Source organism: Variovorax sp. AC103 (genome assembly GCF_979254005.1).
This window is the reverse complement of the sequence record NZ_CEEDFC010000008.1, coordinates 160,433-185,209: the sequence shown is the minus strand read 5'-3', so window position 1 is coordinate 185,209 and position 24,777 is coordinate 160,433. Positions and strand designations below refer to the sequence as shown.

Genomic DNA, 24,777 nt, shown 5'->3' with positions numbered 1-24,777 from the left:
AGATTTCCTTCACTCCGCCTCCTGCCGTTCTTCACCGTCCACGTGGTCGGTGCCGGTGAGGCCGCGCGAGGCGAGCATCACCACGAGGAACAGCGCCGTCATGGCGAAGCCGATGACGATGGCCGTGAGCACCAGGGCCTGCGGCATCGGGTCGGCCGTGTTGGCCAGCGTGGCGGCGAAGCCCTTGATGAGCACCGGCTCGCTGTCGACCTTGAGCCGGCCCATGCTGAAGATGAACAGATTCACCGCGTAGGAGATCAGCGTCAGGCCCATGATGACCTGGAAGGTGCGCGGGCGAAGCAGCATGTACACGCCCGAGCCGGTGAGCACGCCGATGGCGAGTGCGAGCACGATTTCCATCAGTGCGCTCCCTCCGCCGCTTCGGATGCGGCCTGGGCCTCTTTTTCGGCCTGCTCGTCGGCCCAGCGGTGGCTTCGCACCGATTGGTGGGCCAGGGCAGTCAGAATCAGCATGGTGGCACCGAGCACCAGCGCGAACACGCCGATGTCGAAGAACAGGGCACTGGGCACGTGCACTTCGCCAAGAACGGGCAGGTGCAGGTGCGCGGTGTGCGTGGTCAGGAAGGGATAGCCCATCGCCACCGCGCCGCCGCCCGTGGCCAGCGCCAGCAGCAGGCCGATGGCGATCCAGCGGCGCGGGTAGATGCGCAGGTGCTCTTCCACCCACTCGGTGCCCGACACGATGAACTGCAGCACCAAAGCCACCGACATCACCAGCCCCGCGACGAAGCCGCCGCCGGGCGCGTTGTGGCCGCGCATGAAGAAATACACCGACACCAGCACCGCCAGCGGCAGCAGCAGCCGCACCAGCACGGCCGGCACCATCAGGTAGCCGACGGCGGTGTCGGTGGCGCGGCGCGGGTTCAGCAGGTCGCTGCTGCCGTCGTCGACCTGCAGGCGCTGCTGGACCGGCAGGGCCATCGACTCGATGGCGGGGCGAAAGCGCCGCAGCAGTGCATACACGGTAAGCGCCACGATGCCGAGCACCGTGATTTCGCCGAAGGTGTCGAAGCCGCGGAAGTCGACCAGCATCACGTTGACCACGTTGGTGCCGCCGCCTTCGGTGAGCGCGCGCTCGAGGAAGAAGGGCGAGATGCTCTGGGGGAAGGTGCGCGTCATCATGGCCCAGGCCATTGCCGCCATGCCGGCGCCGGCGATGCTGGCCACCAGCAGGTCGCGCCCGCGCCGGCCCCAGGGGCGCAGCCGCGCGCGCGCGGGCTGAATGACGTCCTTGCTGCGCATCGGCAGCCAGCGCAGGCCCAGCAGAATCAGCACCGTGGTCACGGCTTCGACCACCAGCTGCGTCAGCGCGAGGTCGGGGGCGGAGAACCAGATGTAAGTGACGCACGACACCAGCCCCGCGCCCGAAGCGAGCATGAGCGCTGCGAGCCGGTGGAACTTGGCCTGCCAGGCGGCGGCCAGCGCGCAGGTGCCGCCGATGATCCAGGTCATGGCGAACATCGGCGAGAAGGGAAGCAGCTCTCGCGTGCCGGGTGCGGCGGGCGAGGTCCACAGCGACGCGGCGGCGCCCGCCACGGCCACGAGCACCAGCAGCAGCAATTGCCACTGCATGCGGCGCGTGCCGAACAGGCGGCGGCTGCGCCGGCCGGCTTCGCTCAGCAGCGCGAGCAGGTGCTCGAAGATGACCTGGCCGTCGAAGCGGTGCAGCAGCGGCGTGTGCTCCAGGCCGCCGCGCGCGCGCTGGCGGCGCTGCAGCAGGTACAGCGCGCCGCCGCCCACCAGCGCCACGAAGCTCATCATGAGCGGCAGGTTGAAGCCGTGCCACACGGCCAGGCTGTACTCGGGCAGCGTGCCGCCGACCACCGGCGTGGCGGCAGCCGCGAGCAGCGGGCCGATGGACCAGGCCGGTGCCACGCCGACCACCAGGCACACCAGCACCAGCAGCTCGACCGGCACGCGCATCCAGTGCGGTGGCTCGTGCGGGTGCTTGGGCACGTCGTTGCCGCAGGGCGGGCCGAAGAACACATCGAACACGAAGCGCGCCGAGTACGCCACGCTGAAGATGCCCGCGATGGTGGCAATCACCGGCAGGCTGAAGTCGACCCAGGGCGTGGCCTGGATGAAGACCGTCTCGGCGAAGAACATTTCCTTCGACAGAAAGCCGTTGAGCAGCGGCACGCCGGCCATCGAGGCGCTGGCGATGATGGCCAGCGTGCCGGTGATGGGCATGAGCCGCATCAGGCCGCTGAGCTTGCGGATGTCGCGCGTGCCGGTCTCGTGGTCGATGATGCCGGCCGCCATGAAAAGCGAGGCCTTGAAGGTCGCGTGGTTCATCACGTGGAACACGGCCGCCACCGCCGCGAGCGGGCTGTTCAGGCCCAGCAGCAGCGTGATGAGGCCGAGGTGCGAGATGGTCGAGTAGGCCAGCAGCGCCTTCAGGTCGCGCTGGAACATGGCAATGAAGCCGCCGAGCAGCAGCGTGATGGCCCCCGCGCCACCCACCAGCCAGAACCATTGCTCGGTGCCCGAGAGCACCGGCCACAGGCGCGCCATCAGGAACACGCCGAGCTTCACCATGGTGGCCGAGTGCAGGTAGGCCGAGACAGGCGTGGGCGCGGCCATGGCGCGCGGCAGCCAGAAGTGGAACGGGAACTGCGCGCTCTTGGTGAAGGCGCCCAGCAGCACCAGCACCAGCACCACGGGGTAGAGCGCATGCGCGCGGATCAGGTCGCCCGAGGCCAGCACCTCGTCGAGGTCGTAGCTGCCGACGATGCGCCCGAGCACCAGCACGCCGGCCAGCAGGCACAGCCCGCCTGCGCCGGTGACGGTGAGCGCCATGCGCGCCCCGCGCCGCGCGTCGCGCCGGTGGTGCCAGTAGCCGATCAGCAGGAACGAGAACAGGCTGGTGAGCTCCCAGAACAGCACCATCTGCACGAGGTTGCCCGAGAGCACCACGCCCATCATCGCGCCCATGAACGCGAGGAAGAACGAGAAGAAGCGCGGCACCGGGTCGGAGGCCGACATGTAGTAGCGCGCATAGAGCACCACCAGCGCGCCGATGCCCAGCACCAGCATGCAGAACAGCCATGCGAAGCCGTCCATGCGGAACACGAGGTTCAAGCCGAGGGCCGGCAGCCATTCGATTTCTTGCCGCAGCACATTGCCGTGCGCGATCTGCGGGAAGAACCATGCGGCCTGGATGGCGCAGCCCAGTGCGACCAGCCCCGCGAGGGTCGACTCCCTGTTGCGAGCGTTGGATGGCATCAACGCGGCCAGCACGCTGGCGATAAAGGGGAGTGCGACGAGAAAGACCAGGGGCATTGGGGTTGATTCTATCGGCCGCCCTTATGGAAAGCCTTATCTATAACCGTAAGACATAAGGCTGTTTTCAGGGGATTCAGCTCGAGAAGGCATGCACAGTTCGGATGCCGAGCCAGGTGAAAAAGAGCGATCCGCCGAGGTGGGCCATGGCCGTCACCATGGCCACGCCGAGCCTGCCCTCCAGCAGCATGGTCGTGACCTCGGCCGAGAACGTCGAGAAGGTGGTGAGGCCGCCGAGAAACCCGGTCACCAGCGCCAGTCGCCAGACCGGATCGACGTCCGGCAGCAGTTGGAAGGTGGCAATGGCCACGCCGATGAGGTAGCCGCCGATCAGGTTCGCAGCGAGCGTGCCCCAGGGCATGAGGCCGCCGGTGCCGAGCCAGAGTGCAAGGCCCCAGCGGGCCAGCGCGCCGATCGAGGCGCCGACGCAGATCGCAAGAATCGGAAGCAGCATGCGTCTATTGTCGGCGCGTTGTTCCGCGCTTCAGGGTGCCCGTGGCTGCAACTCTCCGCGGCCTTTCCCTGCCCGTGTCACATGTTCGCCGCATGTGCTTCGCGCATGAAAAAGCCGCCCGAAGGCGGCTTTGCGTTGCATCGATCCGGGTGGGATCAGCGCGGCATCAGGGCGGCATCAGGGCTTGGGGGCCTTGGCTGCCTTGGCCTCCTTCGGCTTGGCGGATGCCGCGCCACCGAAGCTCTGGCCATTGACAGTGAGGCCCTCGGCCGACAGCTTCTCGGCGTTCTTTTCCTTCACGCCCTTCACGCGCTGCATGAAGTCGGGCCAGTCCTTGAACTCGCCTTCCTTGCGCGCATCGAGGATGCGCTTGGACATCGAGGGACCGACGCCCTTGATGCCGTCGAGGTCGGCGGCCGTGCCCTTGTTGACATCGACCGCGGCGAAAGAGACGACCGCGAACAGCATGGCGGTTGCGGCCAGGATCTTCTTGAACATGATTTTTTACTCCCTGATTGGTTGGTATGGCTGACAGCCGACAAGAACGTCGGCCCGCGCTCAACGGGAGCAGGAAACGGGGCGTTGACGCGCAAAAGCATATTCAGCGCCGACGTGACCATTGTTCAGAATCGTGATCGGAGTTCTCAGAGTTCTTCGACGCGGCGCGGCGGATAGCTGTCCCAGGCCTGGCAGCCGGGGCAGTGCCAGAAGTACTGGTGCGCCTCGAAACCGCAGGCCGCGCAGCGGTAGCGCATGAGCGGGCGGGTGGCCTGGTCGAGCGCGCGTTGCACCTGCGGATGGAACTGTTCGTGCTCGAATTTTTCGCCCGCCAGCCAGCGCGATGCCGCGACCAGCGAGGGCTGTTGCGCCAGGTGCGCGATGTAGCCGTCGCGCGGGGTGGGCTGCGGGTCTTCGGCCGTGGCGGTCGGCGTGCCGCCGAGCGCGATCATCGATTCGAGCACGTCGATCGACGGCGACTCCACATAGCGCCGCTGCAGCAGTGCGAGGGCGTCGGCTTCGCGGTGCGCGGCCACGGCGGCCTGCTGCAGTGCGGCGGCGTAGAGCGGCAGCGCGAGCGGGGCGGTGCCGCTCAGCGCCACCAGCGTGTCGAAGGCCGCGGCCGCCTCGCCGTTGCGCAGTTGCAGGTTGGCCGTGTCGATGGCGGGGCGTGGTGCCTGCGGTGCGAGCGCGACGGCTTGCGCGAGCAACCCGGCCGCACCCGGCAGGTCGCCGGAGGCCACGTGCTCGGTCGCCTGCTCGCAGAGGTGGTGCGCGCGTCGCGTGCTGTAGCTGGCCTGGTCGGACTCGTCGAGCTTTTGCGCCACGTCGGCGGCCTGCATCCATTCGCGCGAGCGTTCGTAGATGGCCAGCAGCGAGAGGCGCGCCTCGTTCTCGTAGCGCGTGCCTTCGAGCTTCTGCAGCGCGGCCTCGGCGCGGTCAAGCAGGCCGGCGCGCAGGAAGTCTTGCGCCAGCGCATGCTGGGCGCGTTCGCGGTCGCTGCGGCTCAGGTCGCCGCGTCCGAGCAGGTGCTCGTGCACGCGCACGGCGCGCTGGTACTCGCCGCGGCGGCGGAACAGGTTGCCGAGCGCGAAGTGAAGTTCCTGCGTGTCGGGGTCGTTCTGCACGGCCTCGATGAAGGCGTCGATGGCCTGGTCCTGCTGCTCGTTGAGCAGGAAGTTCAGGCCGCGAAAGTAGGCCTTGGGGGCCTGGCGGTTCTCGAGCTTGAGTTGCCGGATGTCGAAGCGCGATGCGAGCCAGCCCAGCACGAAGGCGACGGGCAGGCTGATCAGCAGCCAGCTGGGATCAAAGTCCATGTTGACGTACGGCGGGAAGGTCGGTGGCGGAAATGGAGGGCGCTGCGGCGGCAACCGCCGCGGCGGTCGGCGGCATCGGCATCTGGGCTTCGGGCGTCGCGGGCACCTGTGCCGCTGCGGCGCGGTGTTTCCACCAGCCGGGCAGCATGCCCAGCGCACCGACCACGAGCCCGCCGGCGAATGCCGCGAGCACCACGAGCACCAGCGGCGCGCGCCAGTAGGTGCCGAAGAAGAAGTAGACGGTCGCGTCCTGCTGGTTGTTCAGCGCGAAAGCGAAGAGCGTAAAAAAAATGGCTGCCTTGAGCAGCCACAGGAGGTATTTCATAGCTGTTCCCGTTGCCGGGAGCATTCTACGTTTGCAGGCATTTCGAATCGCCTGCGTGTCAGGCCTTGCGGGCCCTGGCTTCCTTGCCGGCATCGAGCTCCGCGGTCTTTGCATCGACCGCTTCGCGCAGCGCCTTGCCCGGTTTGAAGTGAGGCACCCGCTTCTCTGGAATCTGCACGCTCTCGCCCGAGCGCGGGTTGCGCCCGATGCGCGGCGGACGCCGGTTGACCGAGAAGCTGCCGAAGCCACGGATCTCGATGCGGTGTCCGCGCACCAGTGCGTCGCTCATCGCGTCGAGGATGGTCTTGACGGCGTATTCGGCATCGCGGTGCGTGAGCTGCGCAAAGCGCGCTGCAAGTTCTTCGACGAGGTCTGAGCGGGTCATGGGCCAAACACAAAAACGTGGACGAAAAAAAAGACAGAGCGGCCCCAAGGGCCTGCTCTGTCTTCGGACTCAGCTTACTTGTTGTCGCTGTTGTCGAGCTTGGCGCGCAGCAGGGCGCCCAGGCTCGTCGTGCCCGCGTTCTCGCGTGCCGACTGCTGGCTCAGGTTGGCCATGGCGCCTTGTTCGTCGACCATGTCCTTCTGCTTGATGGACAGCTGGATGTTGCGGGTCTTGCGATCCACATTCACGACGATGGCGGTGACTTCGTCGCCTTCCTTCAGCACGTTGCGGGCATCTTCGACGCGGTCGCGCGAGATTTCCGAAGCACGCAGGTAGCCGAGGATGTCCTCACCCAGGTCGATCTCGGCGCCACGGGCGTCCACGGTCTTGACCTTGCCGGTCACGATCTGGCCCTTGTCGTTCACGGTGGTGAACGTGGTGAACGGGTCGCTGTCGAGCTGCTTGATGCCCAGGCTGATGCGTTCGCGGTCGACGTCCACAGCCAGCACGAGCGCTTCGACTTCCTGGCCCTTCTTGTAGTTGCGAACGGCGGTTTCGCCGGTTTCGTTCCACGAGAGGTCCGAGAGGTGAACCAGGCCGTCGATGCCGGCAGCCAGACCCACGAACACGCCGAAGTCGGTGATCGACTTGATCGGGCCCTTGACGCGGTCGCCGCGCTTGGTGTTTTGCGCGAACTCTTGCCACGGGTTGGCCTTGCACTGCTTCATGCCCAGGCTGATGCGGCGCTTGTCTTCGTCGATTTCGAGGACCATGACTTCGACTTCGTCGCCCAGCGAGACGATCTTGTTCGGAGCGATGTTCTTGTTGGTCCAGTCCATCTCGGACACGTGCACCAGGCCTTCGATGCCGGGTTCGAGCTCGACGAACGCGCCGTAGTCGGCAATGTTCGTGACCTTGCCGAACAGGCGGGTCGATTGCGGGTAGCGGCGCGAAACGCCCATCCACGGGTCATCACCCATTTGCTTCAGACCCAGCGAGACACGGTTCTTTTCGGTGTCGAACTTGAGGATCTTGGCGGTGATTTCCTGGCCGGCCTGAACGACTTCGCTCGGGTGGCGGACACGGCGCCATGCCATGTCGGTGATGTGCAGCAGGCCGTCGATGCCGCCGAGGTCCACGAACGCACCGTATTCGGTGATGTTCTTGACCACGCCGCGGACAACAGCGCCTTCCTTCAGGGTTTCCATCAGCTTGGCGCGTTCTTCGCCCATGCTGGCTTCGACCACGGCACGGCGCGACAGCACGACGTTGTTGCGCTTGCGGTCGAGCTTGATGACCTTGAATTCGAGGGTCTTGTTCTCGTACGGGGTCAGGTCCTTGATCGGACGCGTGTCGATCAGCGAGCCCGGCAGGAACGCGCGGATGCCGTTGACCAGAACGGTCAGGCCGCCCTTGACCTTGCCGCTGGTGGTGCCGGTGACGAAGTCGCCCGATTCCAGGGCCTTCTCCAGGGCGAGCCACGAAGCGAGACGCTTGGCGGTGTCGCGCGAGAGGATGGTGTCGCCGTAGCCGTTTTCAACGCTGCCGATGGCAACGGAAACGAAATCGCCGGCCTGGACTTCGAGTTCGCCCTTGTCGTTCTTGAACTCTTCGATCGGCACATACGCTTCGGACTTCAGACCGGCGTTGACGACGACGTGGTTGTGTTCGACACGCACGACTTCGGCCGTGATGACCTCGCCGGTGCGCATTTCGGAACGCTTCAGGGACTCTTCGAATAGGTCGGCAAAAGATTCAGACATTTATGGTTCCTTCCGTCAGGCAGGGTTGGCAGGCGCTCGTGCGAAATTGCGTGCGGCTGCTGTGGGTCTGTAGACGGCGGTTGGTTGGGCGTGAGCCCGGGTTCGTTGAACAACCAGAAGGCCAGTGCGCTGTCGCGCGAGAAGAGCCTGCTGGAGCGGTGAGCGCCCGCCGGAACACCCGGTTGGCGCGAGCCCTTCAAGCGGACTTGAAAGGCTGTACTTGCTGCCACCAGTTCAACACCGTATCGATCGATTGCTCGATGGACAGCCGGGAGTTGTCGAGGTGGCGGGCATCCTGCGCCGGCTTCAGAGGAGCGACGCTGCGGGAGGAGTCCCGGGCGTCACGTGCTTCCAAGTCGGAGCGAAGACTGTCGAGTGTAGTCGAAATACCCTTTGAAATCAACTGCTTATGGCGCCGTTCGGCGCGCTCGGCCGCGCTGGCCGTGAGGAACACCTTGAGCGCCGCGTCGGGGAAGATCACGGTGCCCATGTCGCGGCCGTCGGCCACCAGGCCCGGCAGGCGGCGAAAGCGCTGCTGCAGGGCCAGCAGCGCGGCGCGCACGGCCGGCAGCGTGGAGACGCGCGAGGCGTCCATGCCGGCGGCTTCGGTACGGATGTCCTCGCTGACGTCCTCGCCCGCGAGGAGCACCTTGCCATCGGTGAACTGCAGGGGCAGGGCAGCCGCAAGGGTGGCGATCTCGGCCTCGTGTCGGGTCTCGGCGCTCAGCCCGGCGTGCCGCATGGCGAGGCCTGTCACGCGGTAGAGCGAGCCCGAGTCCAGGTAGTGATAGCCCAGCAGGCGCCCCACTTCGGCCGCAAGCGTTCCCTTGCCGGAGGCGGTCGGGCCGTCGATGCAGATCACCGGTACCTCGGTGGCTTCGGCGACCGAGAACAGGGTTTCGAAGTAGTCGGGGAAGGTCTTGGCGACACAGTGCGGTTCGAGGATGCGCACCGGCACGCCCGCCGGGTTGAACGCCGCCAGCGAGAAGCACATGGCCACCCGGTGGTCGTCGTAGGTGTGGATGGCTGCCGCCCGCCAGTCGGACTGGGCCAGCGGGTGCACGCGGATGAAGTCCGGCCCGGCCTCGACGGTGGCGCCGAGCTTCTTCAGTTCGTTGGCCATCGCGTCGATGCGGTCGGTTTCCTTCACCCGCCAGCTCGCGATGTTGCGCAGCGTGGTCGGGCCGTCCGCGTAGAGCGCCATCACGGCCAGCGTCATCGCGGCGTCGGGGATGTGGTTGGCGTCGATGTCGATCGCCTTCAGCGGCCAGGCGCCGCGGCGCACTTCCAGCCAGTTCGGGCCGCTGTCGACTTGCGCGCCCATCTGGCGGGCCGCGTCGATGAAGCGGATGTCGCCCTGGATCGAATCGCCACCCACCCCCTCGATGCGTATGCCATTTTTGCCGGATACGCCCGTCGCTATTGCACCAAGCGCTATGAAATAGCTAGCAGAAGACGCGTCCGCTTCTACATGGATGTCGCCCGGCGAGCTGTAGCGGCTGCCGGCGGGAATGGTGAAGCGCTCCCAGCCGTCGCGCCGCACCTGGATGCCGAAGCGCGCCAGCAGGTTCAGCGTGATCTCGATGTAGGGCTTGGAGATGAGCTCGCCGACCACCTCGATCACGATGTCGCGCCCCGCCGGCACATCGGCCCCGGTCGTGGGGGCAAGACTGCCCGCCGCGAGCGGCAGCGCCAGCAGCAGCGCGGTCAGGAACTGGCTGGACACGTCGCCGCGCACGCGGATCGGCGCGTCGAGCGCCAGTTCGCCGTGCGGCACCGGGTGGATGCGCAGTGGCGGGTAGCCGGGGTTGCCGAGGTAGTCGATGCGGCAGCCGAGCTGCGTGAGCGCGTCGACGAGGTCGCCGATCGGGCGCTCGTGCATGCGCGGCACGCCGCTGAGTTCGAATTCGCCGCCCAGCAGCGACAGCGCCGCGGTCAGCGGACGCATGGCGGTGCCGGCGTTGCCGAGGAACAGCGGCAGCAGCGTGCCGCCGGGTTTCAGCTGGCCGCCGACGCCGGTGATGCGCAGCGTGTTTCCGTCGGGGTCGATGCCGCAACCGAGCGCGCGCAGGGCGTCGAGCATCACGCGCGTGTCGTCGGAGTCGAGCAGGTCGTGGACCGTCGTGGTGCCGCTGGCCAGCGCGGCCAGCAGGAGCACGCGGTTGGAGATGCTCTTGGAGCCCGGCAGGCGCACCGTGCCGGCAGCGCCTGCCAGCGGCGGGAGGTCGAGGAAGGCCGTCGAGAACATGTCAGTTGTCCTGTTGCTGCGACGACGTGCCGGCGGCCGGCTTCCAGGCCGCGCGGGTCTTGCTGGCGGCGGCAATCGATTGCTCCAGCGCCTGCAGGTCGCCCGCGGTCATCAGCGCCTCGAGGTCTTCCAGCGCCTTGCGGAAGGTCTGCGACTGCTGCAGAACCTGTTCGCGGTTGGCCAGCAGCACGTCGCGCCACATGACCGGGTCGCTGGCGGCAATGCGCGAGAAGTCGCGAAAGCCCGGTCCTGCGAGGCTCAGGAAGCGGTCGCCCTGCGGCTGCGCCGCAATGGCGTTGGTGTAGGCGAAGGCCAGCAGGTGCGGCAGGTGGCTCACGGCGGCGAAGGCGGCGTCGTGCTCCTCGTGCGTCATGGTGAGCACGTGGGCGCCGATGCCGCTCCACACCTGCGAGGCGCGCTGAACGTTGGAGCGCAGCGTGGTCTTGACCGGTGTCAGCACGACCTGGCGGCCGGTGAAGAGCGAAGCTTCGGCGTGTTCGATGCCCGAGACTTCCTTGCCGGCGATCGGATGGGCCGGCACGAAGTTCGCGAACTGCTTTTGCAGGCCGTTGCGTGCGGCCTCGATCACGTCGCCCTTGGTCGAGCCGACGTCCATCACCAGCGTGTCGGCCGAAATGCCGTGGCGAATGGCCTTGAACATGGCCTCCGAGGCCGCGACCGGCACGGCGAGCAGCACGAGGTCCGCCCCCGACACCGCCAGCAGCGCCGAGGGCGCCGCCACGTCGATCACGCCGAGCTGGCGTGCCCGCTCGGTGGTGGAGGGCGACTTGCTGTAGCCCACCACGCGCTTCACCAGCTTCGCGCGCTTGAGCGCGAGCGCAAAGGAGCCGCCCATCAGGCCGCAGCCGATCAGTCCCAGTTGTTCGAACATGCTGTCTGCCTGCCGCTCAGGCCTTGACGGGGTACGCGCCCAGCACCTTGTAGAAGGCGCACAGGCCGCGCAACTCGGCCAGCGCCGCGGCCACATTGGGCTGCGAGGGGTGGCCGTCGAGGTCGATGTAGAAGTAGTACTCCCACTGGCCCGTGCGCGCGGGGCGCGACTCGAAGCGCGTCATCGACACGTTGTTCGCCTTCAGCGGCACCAGCAGGTCGTGCACCGCGCCCGGGCGGTTCGGCACCGAGACGATCAGGCTCGTGCAGTCGCGGCCCGAGGCCGGCGGCATCGCCAGCGTCTGCGGCAGGCAGATCACCGAGAAACGGGTGCGGTTGTAGGAGTCGTCCTGGATGGCGTGCGCCACGATGTGCAGGCCGAAGCGGGTGGCGGCACGTTCGCCGGCCAGCGCGGCCCAGGCCGGGTTGGTGGCCGCAAGGCGTGCGCCTTCGGCGTTGCTCGACACGGCGCGCCGCTCTGCGTTGGGCAGGTGCTTGGACAGCCAGGTCTGGCACTGCGCCAGCGCCTGCGGGTGGGCCAGCACGGCCTCGACGCCTTCGAGCGAGTTGCTGTTGCGCAGCAGGTGGTGGCGCACCAGCAGGCTGACTTCGCCGACGACATGGGTGGGCGAATGCAGGAACAGGTCGAGCGAACGGGTGACCACGCCCTCGGTCGAGTTCTCGACGCCGACCACGCCGTACTGGGCGCTGCCCGCCGCCGTGGCGTGAAACACCTCGTCGAAGCTGGCGCAATAGACCAGGTCGGCGGCGCCGCCGAAGTATTCGACGGCGGCCTGTTCGCAGAAGGTGCCTTCGGGGCCCAGCACGGCCACGCGCTGCGGCGATTCGAGCGCCAGGCAGGCCGACATGATTTCGCGCCAGATGGCTGCGACATGGAGGTCCTTGAGAGGACCGCCATTGCTCTTTTGCATCTTGTCGATGACCTGCGCCACACGGTCGGGGCGGAAGAACGGCGTGCCTTCGCGCTTCTTGACCTCGCCCACCAGTTCGGCGACGTGGGCCCGCTCGTTGAGAAGGCTGAGCAGCCTCTGGTCGAGCGAATCGATCTGCACGCGCAGATCGGAAAGGCCTTCAGATTTATCGGCGGGAGCGCCGGACAAGGAGGGTGGTGTGGGTGCGGAATCGGTCATCGGTGCGAGCAACTGAGCGGAGCACGCGACTAGGCGTGCGATCGCTCGAATTCTCGCATGTAGCCCACCAGGGCCTGCACCCCTGCCAACGGCATGGCGTTGTAGATGCTCGCCCGCATGCCGCCGACCGACTTGTGGCCTTTGAGCTGGAGCAGCTCGGCCTTGCGCGCGCCGGCCAGGAAGGCCTCGTTGCGGGCCTCGTCGGCCAGGAAGAACGGCACATTCATGCGCGAACGGCAGCTCGGGTCGATGCGGTTGGCATAGAAGTCGGAGCCGTCGATGAAGTCGTACAGCAGCTTCGCCTTGGCGATGTTGCGTTGCTCCATGGCAGCCACGCCCGTCAGGTCGCCTTCCTTCTGCGCAAGCAGCCACTGGAAAGTGAGCCCCGCCATGTAGATGCCCCAGGTCGGCGGGGTGTTGTACATGGAGTTGTTGTCGGCCACCGTCTTGTAGTTGAACGCGCTCGGGCAGATCTCGAGCGCATGGCCAAGCAGGTCGTCGCGCACGACCACGATCGTCAGGCCGGCCGGGCCGAGGTTCTTCTGTGCGCCGCCGAAGGCCAGGCCTACGCGGGACCAGTCAACGCTGCGGGAGGCCACGTGCGAAGAGAAATCGATGACCAGCGGGGCCGTGCTGCCAAGTCCGGCCAGGTCGGGCAACTGCTGGAATTCGATGCCGTTGATGGTCTCGTTGGAGCACACGTGAACGTACGAGGCGTCCTTCGAGAGCTGCCAGGTCGCGGGGTCGGGCAGCTTCGTGTGCTGGTTGTCGGCGTTTGTTGCAATCACGCGTGCCGTGCAGTAGCGCTGCGCTTCCTTGTGCGACTTGACGCTCCAACTGCCGGTGATGACGAAATCGGCGGCTTTGCCGCGCGACAGGTTCAACGGAACGATGGCGTTTTCGCCCAGCCCGCCACCCTGCATGAACAGGATGTGAAAATTTTGGGGAATGGCCAGCAGCGTGCGGATGTCGGCTTCGGCCTGGGTGCAGATCGCACCGAATTCCTTGCCGCGATGGCTCATCTCCATCACGCTCATGCCGCTGCCCTGCCAGTCGAGCATGTCGGCGGCGGCGCGTTGCAGCACCGCCTCCGGCATGGCAGCCGGACCGGCCGAGAAGTTGTAGGGGCGCTTGCCGGCCGGCGTCTGCTGCTGGGTCACTTTGCTTTTACTTCTTGGCTGGAGCCTTGGCGGGTGCCTTGGCAGCGGGGGCTTCGGTCGGGGCACCCAGTGCCTTGGCGACGTTCTCGTCGAGTGCGCGCATCTTGGGCTCGATGGTGGCGCGCGTGTCGGTGACCAGCTTTTCCGTCAATGCGGTCTGCATCTTCGGGTTCAGTTCCTGGTACTTCTTGCTGAGCGGTGAGTTGATCCAGGCCAGCAGTTGCTTGAGTTCGTCTTCGCTGAAGTTCTGCTCGAGCAGCGGGGTGAGGGCGCCCGGTGCCAGTTGAATGGCCTTGTCGCGAACGATCGGGTAGGCGTCGTCGAAGTACTTCTTGAGCTCTGCATCGGCGGCCTTGGCGGCCGATTCACGCTTGGCTTCAGGAACCTGCGTCTGCAGATACTGCGAACCCGCCTGTGCGATCGGAGCGCTCGATTGCTCGACCAAGCCGCGCGCCAGCGATTCGATGCCGGGGCGCTGGATGTCGATGAACTGCTTGATGAGCGTGGCCTTGTCCTGGGCCATTGCGGCCATGGAACTGCCTGCCAGGGCGACCGTCAGAAGTGCGAGTTTGATTTTTTTCACTGAGGATTCTCCGTTGAAGATGTGGAAGTATCGTCCGCGTCCGGCTCGCTTTCGCCGTTCGCGTCGTTTTCGACGATACGTTGTAGTCCGCTGAGTTTGGCGCCTTCGTCAAGCCCGATCAGCGTGACGCCTTGCGTCGCGCGACCCAGTTCACGAATTTCGGCAACCCGGGTGCGCACCAGCACGCCCTTGTCGGTAATGAGCATGATCTCATCGTCCGCATGCACGAGTGTGGCGGCGACGACCTTGCCGTTGCGCTCACTCTGTTGAATCGCGATCATGCCTTTGGTTCCCCGGCCGTGACGGGTGTATTCCGTAATGCTTGTGCGCTTTCCGTAACCGTTTTCCGTGGCGGTGAGCACGCTTTGCTGCTCGTCCTCGGCCACCAGCATGGCGATCACGCCCTGTCCCGGGTCCAGCGACATGCCGCGCACGCCGCGTGCATTGCGGCCCAGCGGACGAACGTCTTCCTCGTCGAAACGCACGGCCTTGCCGCCGTCACTGAAGAGCATCACGTCGTGCTTGCCGTCGGTGAGCGCGGCGCCAATCAGGTAGTCGCCTTCGTCGAGGTTGACGGCAATGATGCCGCCCTTGCGCGGGTTGTTGAACTCGTCGAGGGCAGTCTTCTTGACGGTGCCCATCGATGTGGCCATGAACACGTACTGGTCGGCCGGGAAGACGCGCTTTTCGCCGGTCAGCGCCAGCACGACGTTGATCTTTTCGCCTTCCTGCAGCGGGAACATGTTGACGATCGGGCGGCCGCGCGAACCGCGCGAGCCCGCGGGCACTTCCCATACCTTGAGCCAGTAGAGACGGCCACGGTTGGAGAAGCACAGGATGTAGTCGTGCGTGTTGGCAATGAAGAGCTGGTCGATCCAGTCGTCTTCTTTCGTCGCTGTCGCTTGCTTGCCGCGGCCGCCGCGCTTTTGTGCGCGGTATTCGCCCAACGGCTGGCTCTTGATGTAACCGCTGTGCGAGAGCGTGACCACCATGTCGGTCGGAGTGATCAGGTCTTCGGTCGACAGGTCGAACGCGCTGTGTTCGACCTGGCTGCGGCGTGCGCCGACCTTGGTCTGGCCGAATTCCTGCCGGATGGTGCCGAGTTCGTCGCCAATGATGATCGAGACGCGCTCGGGCTTGGACAGGATGTCGAGCAGGTCGTCGATCTCCGCCATGACGTCCTTGTATTCGGCGACGATCTTGTCCTGTTCAAGGCCGGTCAGGCGCTGCAGGCGCATCTGCAGAATTTCTTGCGCTTGCGTGTCCGAAAGGCGGTAGAGACCATCCGAGCCCATGCCGAATTCGCGCTCCAGGCCTTCGGGACGGTAGTCGTCGGCGTTGATCACGCCGCCGTCGGCGCGCGAACGCGTCAGCATCTCGCGCACCAGCTTGCTGTCCCAGCTGCGGGTCATCAGCTCGGCCTTGGCGACGGGCGGCGTCGGTGATTCGCGAATGATGCGGATGAATTCGTCGATGTTGGCGAGTGCCACCGCGAGGCCTTCCAGCACGTGGCCGCGTTCACGGGCCTTGCGCAGCGTGAAGACGGTGCGGCGGGTTACCACTTCGCGGCGGTGCTGCAGGAAGACCTGAATGAGGTCCTTCAGGTTGCACAGCTTCGGCTGGCCGTCGACCAGCGCCACCATATTGATGCCGAAGGTGTCCTGCAGCTGCGTCTGCTTATAGAGGTTGTTCAGCACGACCTCGGGCACTTCGCCGCGCTTGAGTTCGATCACCAGGCGCATGCCCGACTTGTCGGACTCATCCTGGATGTGGCTGATACCCTCGATCTTCTTCTCGTGCACCAGTTCGGCCATGCGCTCCTGCAGCGTCTTCTTGTTGACCTGGTAGGGGAGCTCGTCGACGACGATCGCCTGTCGCTGGCCGCGGTCGATGTCCTCGAAGTGGCACCTCGCACGCATCACGACCTTGCCGCGGCCCGTGCGGTAACCGTCCTTCACGCCGTTGATGCCGTAGATGATGCCGGCGGTGGGGAAGTCGGGCGCGGGCACGATTTCCATCAGTTCGTCGATGCTCGCTTCGGGATTGCGCAGCAGATGAAGACAGGCGTCCACCACCTCATTCAGGTTGTGCGGGGGAATATTGGTGGCCATGCCGACCGCAATACCACCCGAGCCATTGACCAGCAAATTAGGCAACTGGCTCGGTAAAACCTTCGGTTCTTTTTCGGAGCCGTCGTAATTGTCCTGAAAGTCGACGGTTTCCTTGTCGATATCGGCCAGCATTTCATGCGCAATTTTGGCCAGCCGGATTTCCGTATAGCGCATTGCGGCCGCGTTGTCTCCGTCGACCGACCCGAAGTTGCCCTGGCCGTCGACCAGCATGTGGCGCATCGAGAAATCCTGGGCCAGCCGCACGATGGTGTCGTAGACCGACTGGTCGCCGTGCGGGTGGTACTTGCCGATGACGTCGCCGACGATACGGGCCGATTTCTTGTACGGCCGGTTCCAGTCGTTGTTGAGCTCGTGCATGGCGAACAGCACGCGGCGATGCACCGGCTTGAGGCCGTCGCGGGCATCGGGAAGCGCCCGGCCCACGATCACGCTCATGGCGTAATCGAGATAGCTGCTGCGCATTTCCTCTTCGAGACTGATGGGCAGGGTTTCTTTTGCGAAGGAGGTCATGGGCGAGTGGCTGGCGGCAGGAAGCCGAAATTTTACGCTGTGAGGGGTGTCGCACCGCCGCAACACAAGGCGTCTATTCCGCCTCCGTCCTACGCTTCCGGGGTGCCCGGCGGCCTGTTTGCCAAAGACCCTATGGCACAATCGCCTCAACGTTTTGGGTGGTGGTCACTTAAAGCGTCCTTGATTCGCAGCGCGGCTGCGGCTTTTTCCCCAAGAGGAGAACCATGAAGAAACTGAATAAAGTGGCGATGATGTTTGCAGTCGCTGCGCTCGCCACTGCCGCCGGCGCGCAGACCCGTGTCACCGCTGCGGACGGCGGTCCTACGATCGACAACTGGCAAAACGGCACTGGCGAACTGGTTTGGAAGAACGGCACGAACGAACTGTGCTGGCGCGATGCCAACTGGACGCCTGCTACGGCTGCTGCCGGTTGCGACGGCGCTCTGGTTCCGGCTGGTCCGGCTGCTGTGGCTCCCGCCCCTGGCGCGGTGCCTCCTGCACCCCCGGCACAAGTCGCTGCTTCGAAGGTGACCTTCGCTGCTGACGCCTTCTTCGACTTCGACAAGTCGGTCCTCAAGCCTGAAGGTCGCGCCAAGCTGACCGACCTGGTCGAGAAGATCCGTGGCGTCAACCTCGAAGTGATCATCGCTGTGGGCCATACCGACTCGATCGGTACGGACGCCTACAACCAGCGTCTGTCGGTGCGTCGCGCCGAAGCCGTCAAGGCCTTCCTGGTCTCGAAGGGCATCGAACGCAACCGCGTCTACACCGAAGGCAAGGGCGAGAAGCAGCCAGTGGCTGACAACCGCACCAAGGAAGGCCGCGCCAAGAACCGTCGCGTGGAAATCGAAGTGGTTGGCACCCGCGCCAACTGATCGATCGATTCCATCGACCGTGAAAACCCCGCTTCGGCGGGGTTTTTTTATGGGCGTCGAATTAGTGATCGATCTTGCCAAAGCCCATGCGGCGTTGATTTGGCATTGCTCGTTTCATAATCACTGCATGACAGAAAACGTGAATGCAGACCCGGCCGAGCTGGCCAAGTTCTCAGAACTCGCACATCGCTGGTGGGATTTGGAGAGCGAATTCCGACCACTGCATGAAATCAATCCATTGCGCCTTGACTGGATTGAAGGCATTGCGCCGATCTCGCAGCGCCGTGTGCTCGATATCGGTTGTGGCGGCGGTATCCTGGCCGACTCCATGGCGCGCAAGGGCGCGGATGTCCTGGGCATCGACCTGGCGGGCAAGGCGCTCAAGGTCGCGCAACTGCACGCGCTCGAAGCTGGCACGCGGGGGGTGAAGTACCGGGAGATCAGCGCCGAGGCCATCGCAGCCGAACAGCCAGGCAGCTTCGATGTCGTCACCTGCATGGAAATGCTCGAGCATGTGCCGCACCCGGCCTCGGTCATTCAGGCCTGCGCCACGCTGGTCAAGCCGGGTGGGTGGGTGTTCTTTTCCACCATCAACCGCAACCTGAAGGCGTTCATGCTCGCGATCGTGGGCGCCGAGTACGTTTTGGGCATGTTGCCGCGCGGAACCCATGAGTATGCGAAGTTGATCCGGCCCAGCGAGCTTGCCGGCTACTGCCGTGCAGCGGGCCTTGACCTGCGACACACACGCGGCTTGGAGCACAACCCCTTGACCCGGCGTTACTGGCTCAGCGGCGATACCAGCGTCAATTACATGTTCGCGACGCAGAAGCCCGCCTTGCCGGAGTTGCAAGGATGACCGGAGCATTGATCCAGGCCGTGCTGTTCGACCTCGACGGCACGCTGATCGACAGCGCGCCCGACCTGGGGGCCGCAGCCGACCAGATGCGAACCGATCGCGGCCTTGCGTCGTATCCGCTAGAGCGATATCGGCCGATGGCCGGTGCCGGTGCGCGGGGAATGCTGGGCGTGGCATTCGGCATCACGCCGGAATCGCCCGAATTCGACGATCTGCGCGAGGAGTTCTTCGTCATTTACGAGCGCCGCATGCTGCTCAACACGCAAGTGTTCGACGGCGTTCAGGCCCTGATCGAAGCGCTGCGAGAGCAGGGCCTGCTTTGGGGTGTCGTGACCAACAAGTCGATGCGTTTCACTGATCCGCTGACGCGCGCCATGGCGCTTTTCACGAGTGCGGGCGCGGTAGTGAGTGGCGACACCACCCCTTTTGCAAAGCCGCATCCCGAACCTTTGCATGAGGCTGCTCGTCGCCTGGGCGTTCCTTCGGAAGCGTGCGTCTACGTCGGTGACGATGAGCGCGACATCATCGCGGGCCGTGCCGCGGGCATGCGAACGGTCGCGGCCACCTATGGCTACATGGGAACGCAGGCCGATTCGACGCGATGGAATGCAGATGCTTCAATCTCTTCACCCCTTGAGCTCTTGAAGTTGCTGAATAACGCCTAAAATGGTTTGCTTGGGGCTGCACTGGTTTCGACGTGGGTTCGGAGTCGCAGCGGGGCATGTCGAGCTGAATGCGCTCGTAAAACAGATTCAAACAAACTAACTGCAAACGACGAACGTTTCGCACTCGCTGCTTAATTGCCAGTGAGCTTTGCAACAGCAGGCCGATGGGCTGGGCAAGGGGGTGACAGAGCAATCTGAAACCTCCCGGCTGCAAAGATAATTACATGGGCTGGCTTCGATCCGGGTACCTTGGGTCGAGGCGAGAAAATAGGGTGCTGGCGTCCGGTTTAGCGTGTGACTGCGCGACTCAGGAAGCGAGACTTAAATCAGATCACTAAACATGTAGAACTGCGCGATGAAGGCTTGCGGACGGGGGTTCAAATCCCCCCAGCTCCACCACATTCTTGCGGACGGGTCTCACTGAACGTGAGGCCCGCGACGCGTGCCACCGCCGTACGTCGTCGTATGCTTTTCCTGACCGCCCCATGACGCTTGAGCCCATCAAGTGCAGGGCTGAACGCGTTCCCGTCATCGAGCGCTGCTCGGCGCCCGGTTGGCAAATCTCAGAGGTTCAGTTGCACTGGAACAGCACGCCCTGTTCGGCCGGTGCCTTGCCCAGCCAACGCGGTGTCTTGCTTCTTGCGTCGCAATAATCTGCAGCCTGAACATAGGTCATGGCGCGAAGGACGCCTTCTCGGACCTGCGTGACTTCGTTGGGAGGTGTAGAGCAGCCAGTGAGGACCAAGGCAAGCGGAAGCAGTGTGCGCCAATTCATGGGGCCATTCTAAGACCGGGGATCGTTGGCTCCGTGCTCGCGGCCAGAGTATAGATACCGGAAGTAGCTCCCCGGGTTGCCGAACAGTTGCCGTGCCAGTTGTACCGGGTCTTCGCACTTCTGCTTTTCGTCGGTTTCCTCTGTCGCAGGCATTGCAGATCTCCTTGCTGGAATACTGTACAAATATACAGTAGACTAAGCACATGCAAACCATGCCCGCCACACTCTGGATCGCCGCCTGTGCGCACCGGCTGCATCGGCAGTGGCACACCGTGGACCTCCTCGAACTGGAAGACGTCGCACGCGACCTGTGGCGCGATGATCGCTTGCGCGCCATGTGGCCCGAGGATGCGGCCACGCATTGGCTGCGCCCTGTCATTCGCACCGTGCTTTCGCCTGCGCCTATGAATTTCTCCTTGACGGGTAAACCGTCCCCCGCTGGTCAACCTGTGCGGGGGCCTTGATGCATGCCAGCAGATAGGCTTTCAAGCCCAGCCGAATGGCTGGGCTTTTTTTATGCGCCGGTTCGCGAAGCAGTGCGCAGGCCAACGTTTTTTCGGTTCAGCGCAAGGCTATAGTCGCCCAGCGTTGTCACGTTGCAGTCACTGCAACTTTCGCTGGACCACGCAATGCGCAAGGCCTGTGCGCCCGCCCAGATCCCGAAAAAGGACACCCGTGCTGGATACCCTGACCTCCACGTTGACCCGCTACTACGACGAAGTGCCCTATGACTCGCACCCGTTCCCTCAGTCGGCGATGGAGCACCTGGAAGCGCTGGCCTTCCTCTTCGGCCTCGATGCGCCCGACCCCTCCACCTCTCGCGTGCTCGAACTCGGCTGCGCCGCCGGCGGCAATTTGATTCCCTTCGCGGTGCGCCACCCGCAGGCCCGCGCCGTCGGCGTCGACCTGTCCCAGGTGCAGGTCGCGCATGGCGTGGCGGCCATCGGGCATGCGGGACTGCGGAACATCGACCTCAAGGCCTTCGACATCGCGGACATCGACGCCTCGTTCGGCCAGTTCGACTACATCGTCTGCCATGGTGTGTACAGCTGGGTACCAGGCCCCGTGCAGGACGCGATCCTGCGCATCTGCTCGCAGAACCTGGCGCCGAACGGCGTGGCCTACGTGAGCTACAACGTGTACCCCGGCTGGAAGGCGCGCGAGATCGTGCGCGACGCCATGATGCTGCGCGGCGGGCCGCGGGACACGCCGGAAGAACAGCTTTCGTACGCACGCGGCATGCTCGATTTCCTGGAGCAGTCGGCGCGCCCCGACAGCGTGCTCAAGAAGACGCTCGAAGAGACGATGCCCATCGTGCGCAGCGCCAGCAGTTCGTACCTGATGCACGAGTTCCTCGAGCCTTGCAACGCGCCGTGCTACTTCAAGGAATTTGTCGCCCGGGCCGCCGGCCACGGCCTGGCCTACCTCTGCGACGCCGAGCCTTCCACCATGTTCGTGCAGAACTACGGCGAGAAGGTTCGCGATCCGCTGCTGCGCGAATGCGGCGGCAGCCAGGTCCTGATGGAGCAGTACCTCGACTTCCTGGTCAACCGCACCTTCCGCCAGACGCTGCTGGTCAAGCAGGCGAACGCCGAGCGCGTTCGCTACCGGCTGGACCCCGCGCGCCTTCGTGTGCTCGAGTTCGCAGGTGTGTTCACCCCCGAAGACGGCGGCGCGTTCACGCGCGACGCGCGAGCGCAGCCTTGCAATGCCATTCGCGGCCTGAAGGTCACGCCGAGGCTGCCGGTCCAGAAAGCGGTTGCGCAGTTGCTGGATGCCTGCTACCCCTCGTCGATGTCGCCGCACGCCTTGATCGAAGCGGCAGCCAGGCTTGCCGACGAATCGTCAGCCACCGTCGAGCCCGTCGTGATGGCCATGCTGGAGGAGCTGCTGATCCTCGGCGCCCTGCGCATCCGCCGCTCGCCGGTGCCGGTGGCCTGCGCGGTGTCCAGCCTGCCCCAGGCGCTGCCCGCGGTACGAAGCGCGCCGACGTTGCCCTTGGGGGCGGGCACCACGGCCAGCGCATGCAACCAGTGGCACGAGTCCGTGGCACTGTCGCCGCTGGAGCGCAGCCTGCTGGCGTTGCTCGACGGCACGCGCTCGCACGATGCGCTGGCCGAACATCTCGAAGCCGAAGTGCGCGACGATCGCCTTCGCTTCGTCAAGGACGATCAACCACTGACCGACCCTTCGGAGGTGAAAGAATTCGCCCGTCAGCAAGTTGCGCTGGCGCTGGCTTCCTTGCGACGCAAGGCCTTGCTCACCGCCTGACATTTCATTCTTCATCGACCACAGAGGAGACTCTCGCATGCACCCCATTCACTGGACCCCCAACCTGCGCGCCGCCGTTGCGGCGGTGCTTGCGCTGGCGGCCGCCAGCGCGTCCCACGCGGCGTCGCAGGCGCCCGTCGCGGCCGAGCACGGCATGGTCGTGAGCGCGCAGCACCTGGCCAGCAAGGTCGGCGTCGATGTGCTCAAGCGCGGCGGCAACGCCGTCGACGCGGCGGTCGCCGTGGGCTACGCGCTGGCGGTGGTGTACCCCGCCGCGGGCAACCTCGGCGGCGGCGGCTTCATGACCGTGCAGCTGGCCGACGGCCGCAAGACGTTCCTCGACTTCCGCGAGAAGGCGCCGCTGGCCGCCACGGCCAACATGTACCTGGACAAGGACGGCAACGTCGTCAAAGGCCTGAGCACCAACGGCCACCTGGCCGTGGGCGTGCCGGGGTCCGTGTCGGGCATGGAATACGCGCGCGAGAAGTACGGCACCATGAAGCGCGCCGACCTGATCGCCCCCTCGATCCAGCTGGCCGACAAGGGCTTCGCGCTGGAGCAGGGCGACATCGACATGCTCTGGACCGCCACCGCCGACTTCCAGAAAGACCCGGTCTCCGGCGCCATCTTCCTGAACAAGGGCCAGCCCTTCCAGGTCGGCCAGAAGCTGGTGCAGAAGGACCTGGCCAAGACGTTGAAGGAGGTCAGCGCCAAGGGCCCCGACGGCTTCTACAAGGGCTGGGTCGGCAATGCCATCGTGGCTTCCAGCCAGGCCGGCAAGGGCATCATCACCCAGGCCGACCTCGACCAGTACAAGACGCGCGAACTCGCCCCCGTGGAGTGCGACTACCGCGGCTACCGCGTGGTGTCGGCGCCGCCGCCCAGCTCGGGCGGCGTGATCATCTGCGAGATGCTCAACATCCTCGAAGGCTACCCGCTCAAGGACCTGGGCTTCCGATCGGCGCAGTCGGTGCACTACCAGATCGAGGCCATGCGCCACGCCTACGTGGACCGCAACAGCTACCTGGGCGACCCCGACTTCGTGAAGAACCCGCTCGACCGCCTGCTCGACAAGGGCTACGCCGAGAAGATCCGCGCCGCCATCGACCCGAAGAAGGCCGGTGTGTCGAAGGACATCAAGCCCGGCGTCGCGCCGCACGAAGGCAGCAACACCACGCACTACTCGATCACCGACCAGTGGGGCAATGCCGTCTCCGTCACCTACACGCTGAACGACTGGTTCGGCGCCAAAGTCACGGCCGCCAAGACCGGCGTGCTGCTGAACAACGAGATGGACGACTTCACCTCGAAGATCGGCGTGCCCAACATGTACGGCCTGGTGCAGGGCGAAGCCAACGCGATCGCCCCGGGCAAGCGCCCGCTGAGCTCCATGAGCCCGACCATCGTGTCGAAGGACGGCAAGCCCGTGTTCGTGGTCGGCACGCCGGGCGGCAGCCGCATCATCACGGCCGTGCTGCACACCATCCTGAACGTGGTCGACTACGGCATGAACGTGCAGGAAGCCGTCGATGCGCCGCGCTTCCACCAGCAATGGCTGCCTGACGTCACCAACGTCGAGACCTTCGCCATCAGCCCCGACACGCGCAAGATCCTGACCGACATGGGCCACAACCTGGGCGTGCCGCAGCCGGCCAACCACCTCGCGGCGATCATCGTGGGCGCACCTTCGCTGGGCGGCAAGCCGGTCGGCAACAACCGCTTCTACGGTGCCAACGACCCGCGCCGCAACACGGGCCTGGCGGCGGGCTACTGAACCTGCGGCACACTTGAAGGCGGTCGTGCCCTTGTGGGCGCGGCCGCTTTTTTCATTTCCTATGCACCTGCAAGACATTCTCTACACCCAGGGCTTCGGCACACGGCGCGTCTGCGCGGGCCTTGCGCAGCAAGGCCACGTGGCCATCGACGGCCGGGCCGTGACCGATCCTTTCGCCGACCTCGACCCCGAAGGCCTGCTTTTCACCGTCCAGGGCACCGCGTGGGCGTACCACGAGAAGGCCTACCTGATGCTGCACAAGCCGTCCGGCACCGAGTGTTCGCAGAAGCCCTCGACCTACCCGAGCATCTACACGCTGCTGCCGTCCCCCTTGCGCCTTCGCCCCAACAAGGGCGCGGTACAGGGCGTGCAGGCCATTGGCCGGCTCGACCAGGACACCACCGGGCTGCTGCTGATGACCGACGACGGCCAGTTCATCCACAAGATGGGCTCGCCGAAGCACCACGTGCCCAAGGTCTACGAGGTGACGGCCAAGCACCCGGTCGACGAGGCGCAGATCGCGAAGTTGCTGGCCGGCGTGGTGCTCGACGACGACCCCAAGCCCGTGCGCGCCGCCGCCTGCGAATCGGACAGCCCGCTGCACCTGCGGCTCACGCTGACCGAAGGCAAGTACCACCAGGTCAAGCGCATGCTGGCCGCGGTCGGCAACCGGGTCGAAGGGCTGCACCGTTCGCGCATCGGCGACCTGGCGCTGCCCGAGGCATTGGCGCCGGGGCAGTGGCGCTGGCTCACGGCCGAAGAGGTCGCGGCGCTGCGCGCGCCCTCGAAACCCGCCAAACCACCGAAATAGGGGAGAGAAAGAGCGCCCGCCCGGTCAGCCAG

21 protein-coding genes and 1 other RNA gene are annotated in these 24,777 nt (G+C 65.4%); 8 read left to right on the top strand and 14 right to left on the bottom strand.

Annotated features, from left to right (window positions below):
* Positions 1–9 precede the first annotated feature (9 nt).
* From AC0IYU_RS14280 to gyrA, 14 genes are all read right to left on the bottom strand, one after another.
* Positions 10–360 (bottom strand): Na+/H+ antiporter subunit C, encoded by a 351-nt coding sequence (locus AC0IYU_RS14280; protein ID WP_435483241.1) that lies wholly within the window; start codon positions 358–360, stop codon positions 10–12.
* Positions 360–3,302: a monovalent cation/H+ antiporter subunit A gene (locus tag AC0IYU_RS14275; RefSeq protein ID WP_472117831.1), complete on the bottom strand. Its 2,943-nt coding sequence runs from the start codon at positions 3,300–3,302 to the stop codon at positions 360–362. Before AC0IYU_RS14275 ends, AC0IYU_RS14280 begins: the two co-directional genes overlap by 1 nt.
* Positions 3,303–3,378: 76 nt before the next feature.
* Positions 3,379–3,756, bottom strand: a complete 378-nt coding sequence (crcB, locus tag AC0IYU_RS14270; protein WP_472117828.1) for a fluoride efflux transporter CrcB — start codon at positions 3,754–3,756, stop codon at positions 3,379–3,381.
* Positions 3,757–3,933: 177 nt separating this feature from the next.
* Complete coding sequence (locus AC0IYU_RS14265) at positions 3,934–4,254, bottom strand: ComEA family DNA-binding protein (protein WP_472117824.1); 321 nt, start codon at positions 4,252–4,254, stop codon at positions 3,934–3,936.
* Positions 4,255–4,400: 146 nt separating this feature from the next.
* Positions 4,401–5,570, bottom strand: coding sequence for a lipopolysaccharide assembly protein LapB (gene lapB, locus AC0IYU_RS14260; protein WP_435435448.1), 1,170 nt, complete (start codon positions 5,568–5,570; stop codon positions 4,401–4,403).
* Entirely contained in the window at positions 5,560–5,895 is a 336-nt protein-coding gene (locus AC0IYU_RS14255) for a LapA family protein (RefSeq protein ID WP_435435449.1), read from the bottom strand. The genes lapB and AC0IYU_RS14255 overlap by 11 nt, the downstream gene beginning before the upstream one ends.
* A gap of 58 nt (positions 5,896–5,953) precedes the next feature.
* On the bottom strand, positions 5,954–6,280 hold the full coding sequence (locus AC0IYU_RS14250; RefSeq protein ID WP_108134806.1) for an integration host factor subunit beta: 327 nt from the start codon (positions 6,278–6,280) through the stop codon (positions 5,954–5,956).
* A 74-nt stretch (positions 6,281–6,354) separates the two neighbouring features.
* Positions 6,355–8,043, bottom strand: a complete 1,689-nt coding sequence (gene rpsA, locus AC0IYU_RS14245; protein ID WP_187108569.1) for a 30S ribosomal protein S1 — start codon at positions 8,041–8,043, stop codon at positions 6,355–6,357.
* Between the two features lie 196 nt (positions 8,044–8,239).
* Positions 8,240–10,291, bottom strand: a complete 2,052-nt coding sequence (locus AC0IYU_RS14240; protein ID WP_472117821.1) for a bifunctional 3-phosphoshikimate 1-carboxyvinyltransferase/cytidylate kinase — start codon at positions 10,289–10,291, stop codon at positions 8,240–8,242.
* Position 10,292: 1 nt separating this feature from the next.
* Entirely contained in the window at positions 10,293–11,183 is an 891-nt protein-coding gene (locus AC0IYU_RS14235) for a prephenate dehydrogenase (RefSeq protein ID WP_472117818.1), read from the bottom strand.
* Between the two features lie 16 nt (positions 11,184–11,199).
* Positions 11,200–12,333, bottom strand: a complete 1,134-nt coding sequence (gene pheA / locus AC0IYU_RS14230) for a prephenate dehydratase (protein WP_472117815.1) — start codon at positions 12,331–12,333, stop codon at positions 11,200–11,202.
* 29 nt (positions 12,334–12,362) lie between these two features.
* Positions 12,363–13,430, bottom strand: coding sequence for a 3-phosphoserine/phosphohydroxythreonine transaminase (serC, locus tag AC0IYU_RS14225; protein ID WP_472117995.1), 1,068 nt, complete (start codon positions 13,428–13,430; stop codon positions 12,363–12,365).
* A gap of 70 nt (positions 13,431–13,500) precedes the next feature.
* Complete coding sequence (locus AC0IYU_RS14220; RefSeq protein WP_435435453.1) at positions 13,501–14,076, bottom strand: DUF2059 domain-containing protein; 576 nt, start codon at positions 14,074–14,076, stop codon at positions 13,501–13,503.
* Positions 14,073–16,718 carry a DNA gyrase subunit A gene (gene gyrA, locus AC0IYU_RS14215; protein ID WP_435435454.1) on the bottom strand — a complete coding sequence of 882 codons (2,646 nt, stop codon included), beginning with the start codon at positions 16,716–16,718 and terminating at the stop codon, positions 14,073–14,075. The genes AC0IYU_RS14220 and gyrA overlap by 4 nt, the downstream gene beginning before the upstream one ends.
* Positions 16,719–16,942: 224 nt before the next feature.
* Between gyrA and ompA the strand changes: the two genes are divergently transcribed.
* The 8 genes from ompA to AC0IYU_RS14175 all read left to right on the top strand — a co-directional run bounded on the left by ompA (position 16,943) and on the right by AC0IYU_RS14175 (position 24,745).
* Positions 16,943–17,593: an outer membrane protein OmpA gene (gene ompA, locus AC0IYU_RS14210; protein WP_472117813.1), complete on the top strand. Its 651-nt coding sequence runs from the start codon at positions 16,943–16,945 to the stop codon at positions 17,591–17,593.
* A 127-nt stretch (positions 17,594–17,720) separates the two neighbouring features.
* The gene (gene ubiG, locus AC0IYU_RS14205) at positions 17,721–18,449 is read left to right on the top strand and encodes a bifunctional 2-polyprenyl-6-hydroxyphenol methylase/3-demethylubiquinol 3-O-methyltransferase UbiG (RefSeq protein WP_472117992.1); all 729 of its coding nucleotides are present in this window, start codon (positions 17,721–17,723) and stop codon (positions 18,447–18,449) included.
* The gene (locus AC0IYU_RS14200) at positions 18,446–19,114 is read left to right on the top strand and encodes an HAD-IA family hydrolase (protein WP_472117810.1); all 669 of its coding nucleotides are present in this window, start codon (positions 18,446–18,448) and stop codon (positions 19,112–19,114) included. The genes ubiG and AC0IYU_RS14200 overlap by 4 nt, the downstream gene beginning before the upstream one ends.
* A gap of 12 nt (positions 19,115–19,126) precedes the next feature.
* Positions 19,127–19,513, top strand: a transfer-messenger RNA (tmRNA) gene (ssrA, locus tag AC0IYU_RS14195).
* Between the two features lie 579 nt (positions 19,514–20,092).
* Positions 20,093–20,353 (top strand): hypothetical protein, encoded by a 261-nt coding sequence (locus AC0IYU_RS14190; protein ID WP_472117807.1) that lies wholly within the window; start codon positions 20,093–20,095, stop codon positions 20,351–20,353.
* A gap of 211 nt (positions 20,354–20,564) precedes the next feature.
* Positions 20,565–22,160, top strand: a complete 1,596-nt coding sequence (locus tag AC0IYU_RS14185; protein WP_472117804.1) for a methyltransferase regulatory domain-containing protein — start codon at positions 20,565–20,567, stop codon at positions 22,158–22,160.
* A gap of 37 nt (positions 22,161–22,197) precedes the next feature.
* A complete protein-coding gene (ggt, locus tag AC0IYU_RS14180) occupies positions 22,198–23,934 on the top strand; it encodes a gamma-glutamyltransferase (protein WP_472117801.1) in 1,737 nt (578 codons plus the stop codon).
* 61 nt (positions 23,935–23,995) lie between these two features.
* Positions 23,996–24,745 carry a pseudouridine synthase gene (locus AC0IYU_RS14175; RefSeq protein ID WP_472117798.1) on the top strand — a complete coding sequence of 250 codons (750 nt, stop codon included), beginning with the start codon at positions 23,996–23,998 and terminating at the stop codon, positions 24,743–24,745.
* The last annotated feature ends 32 nt before the right edge of the window (positions 24,746–24,777 follow it).

Coding starts and splice junctions, on each gene's coding strand:
- AC0IYU_RS14280 (WP_435483241.1), bottom strand. CDS start 360: ATGGAAATCGTGCTCGCACTCGCCATCGGCGTGCTCACCGGCTCGGGC.
- AC0IYU_RS14275 (WP_472117831.1), bottom strand. CDS start 3,302: ATGCCCCTGGTCTTTCTCGTCGCACTCCCCTTTATCGCCAGCGTGCTG.
- crcB (WP_472117828.1), bottom strand. CDS start 3,756: ATGCTGCTTCCGATTCTTGCGATCTGCGTCGGCGCCTCGATCGGCGCG.
- AC0IYU_RS14265 (WP_472117824.1), bottom strand. CDS start 4,254: ATGTTCAAGAAGATCCTGGCCGCAACCGCCATGCTGTTCGCGGTCGTC.
- lapB (WP_435435448.1), bottom strand. CDS start 5,570: ATGGACTTTGATCCCAGCTGGCTGCTGATCAGCCTGCCCGTCGCCTTC.
- AC0IYU_RS14255 (WP_435435449.1), bottom strand. CDS start 5,895: ATGAAATACCTCCTGTGGCTGCTCAAGGCAGCCATTTTTTTTACGCTC.
- AC0IYU_RS14250 (WP_108134806.1), bottom strand. CDS start 6,280: ATGACCCGCTCAGACCTCGTCGAAGAACTTGCAGCGCGCTTTGCGCAG.
- rpsA (WP_187108569.1), bottom strand. CDS start 8,043: ATGTCTGAATCTTTTGCCGACCTATTCGAAGAGTCCCTGAAGCGTTCC.
- AC0IYU_RS14240 (WP_472117821.1), bottom strand. CDS start 10,291: ATGTTCTCGACGGCCTTCCTCGACCTCCCGCCGCTGGCAGGCGCTGCC.
- AC0IYU_RS14235 (WP_472117818.1), bottom strand. CDS start 11,183: ATGTTCGAACAACTGGGACTGATCGGCTGCGGCCTGATGGGCGGCTCC.
- pheA (WP_472117815.1), bottom strand. CDS start 12,333: ATGACCGATTCCGCACCCACACCACCCTCCTTGTCCGGCGCTCCCGCC.
- serC (WP_472117995.1), bottom strand. CDS start 13,430: ATGCCGGAGGCGGTGCTGCAACGCGCCGCCGCCGACATGCTCGACTGG.
- gyrA (WP_435435454.1), bottom strand. CDS start 16,718: ATGACCTCCTTCGCAAAAGAAACCCTGCCCATCAGTCTCGAAGAGGAA.
- ompA (WP_472117813.1), top strand. CDS start 16,943: ATGAAGAAACTGAATAAAGTGGCGATGATGTTTGCAGTCGCTGCGCTC.
- ubiG (WP_472117992.1), top strand. CDS start 17,721: ATGACAGAAAACGTGAATGCAGACCCGGCCGAGCTGGCCAAGTTCTCA.
- AC0IYU_RS14200 (WP_472117810.1), top strand. CDS start 18,446: ATGACCGGAGCATTGATCCAGGCCGTGCTGTTCGACCTCGACGGCACG.
- AC0IYU_RS14190 (WP_472117807.1), top strand. CDS start 20,093: ATGCAAACCATGCCCGCCACACTCTGGATCGCCGCCTGTGCGCACCGG.
- ggt (WP_472117801.1), top strand. CDS start 22,198: ATGCACCCCATTCACTGGACCCCCAACCTGCGCGCCGCCGTTGCGGCG.
- AC0IYU_RS14175 (WP_472117798.1), top strand. CDS start 23,996: ATGCACCTGCAAGACATTCTCTACACCCAGGGCTTCGGCACACGGCGC.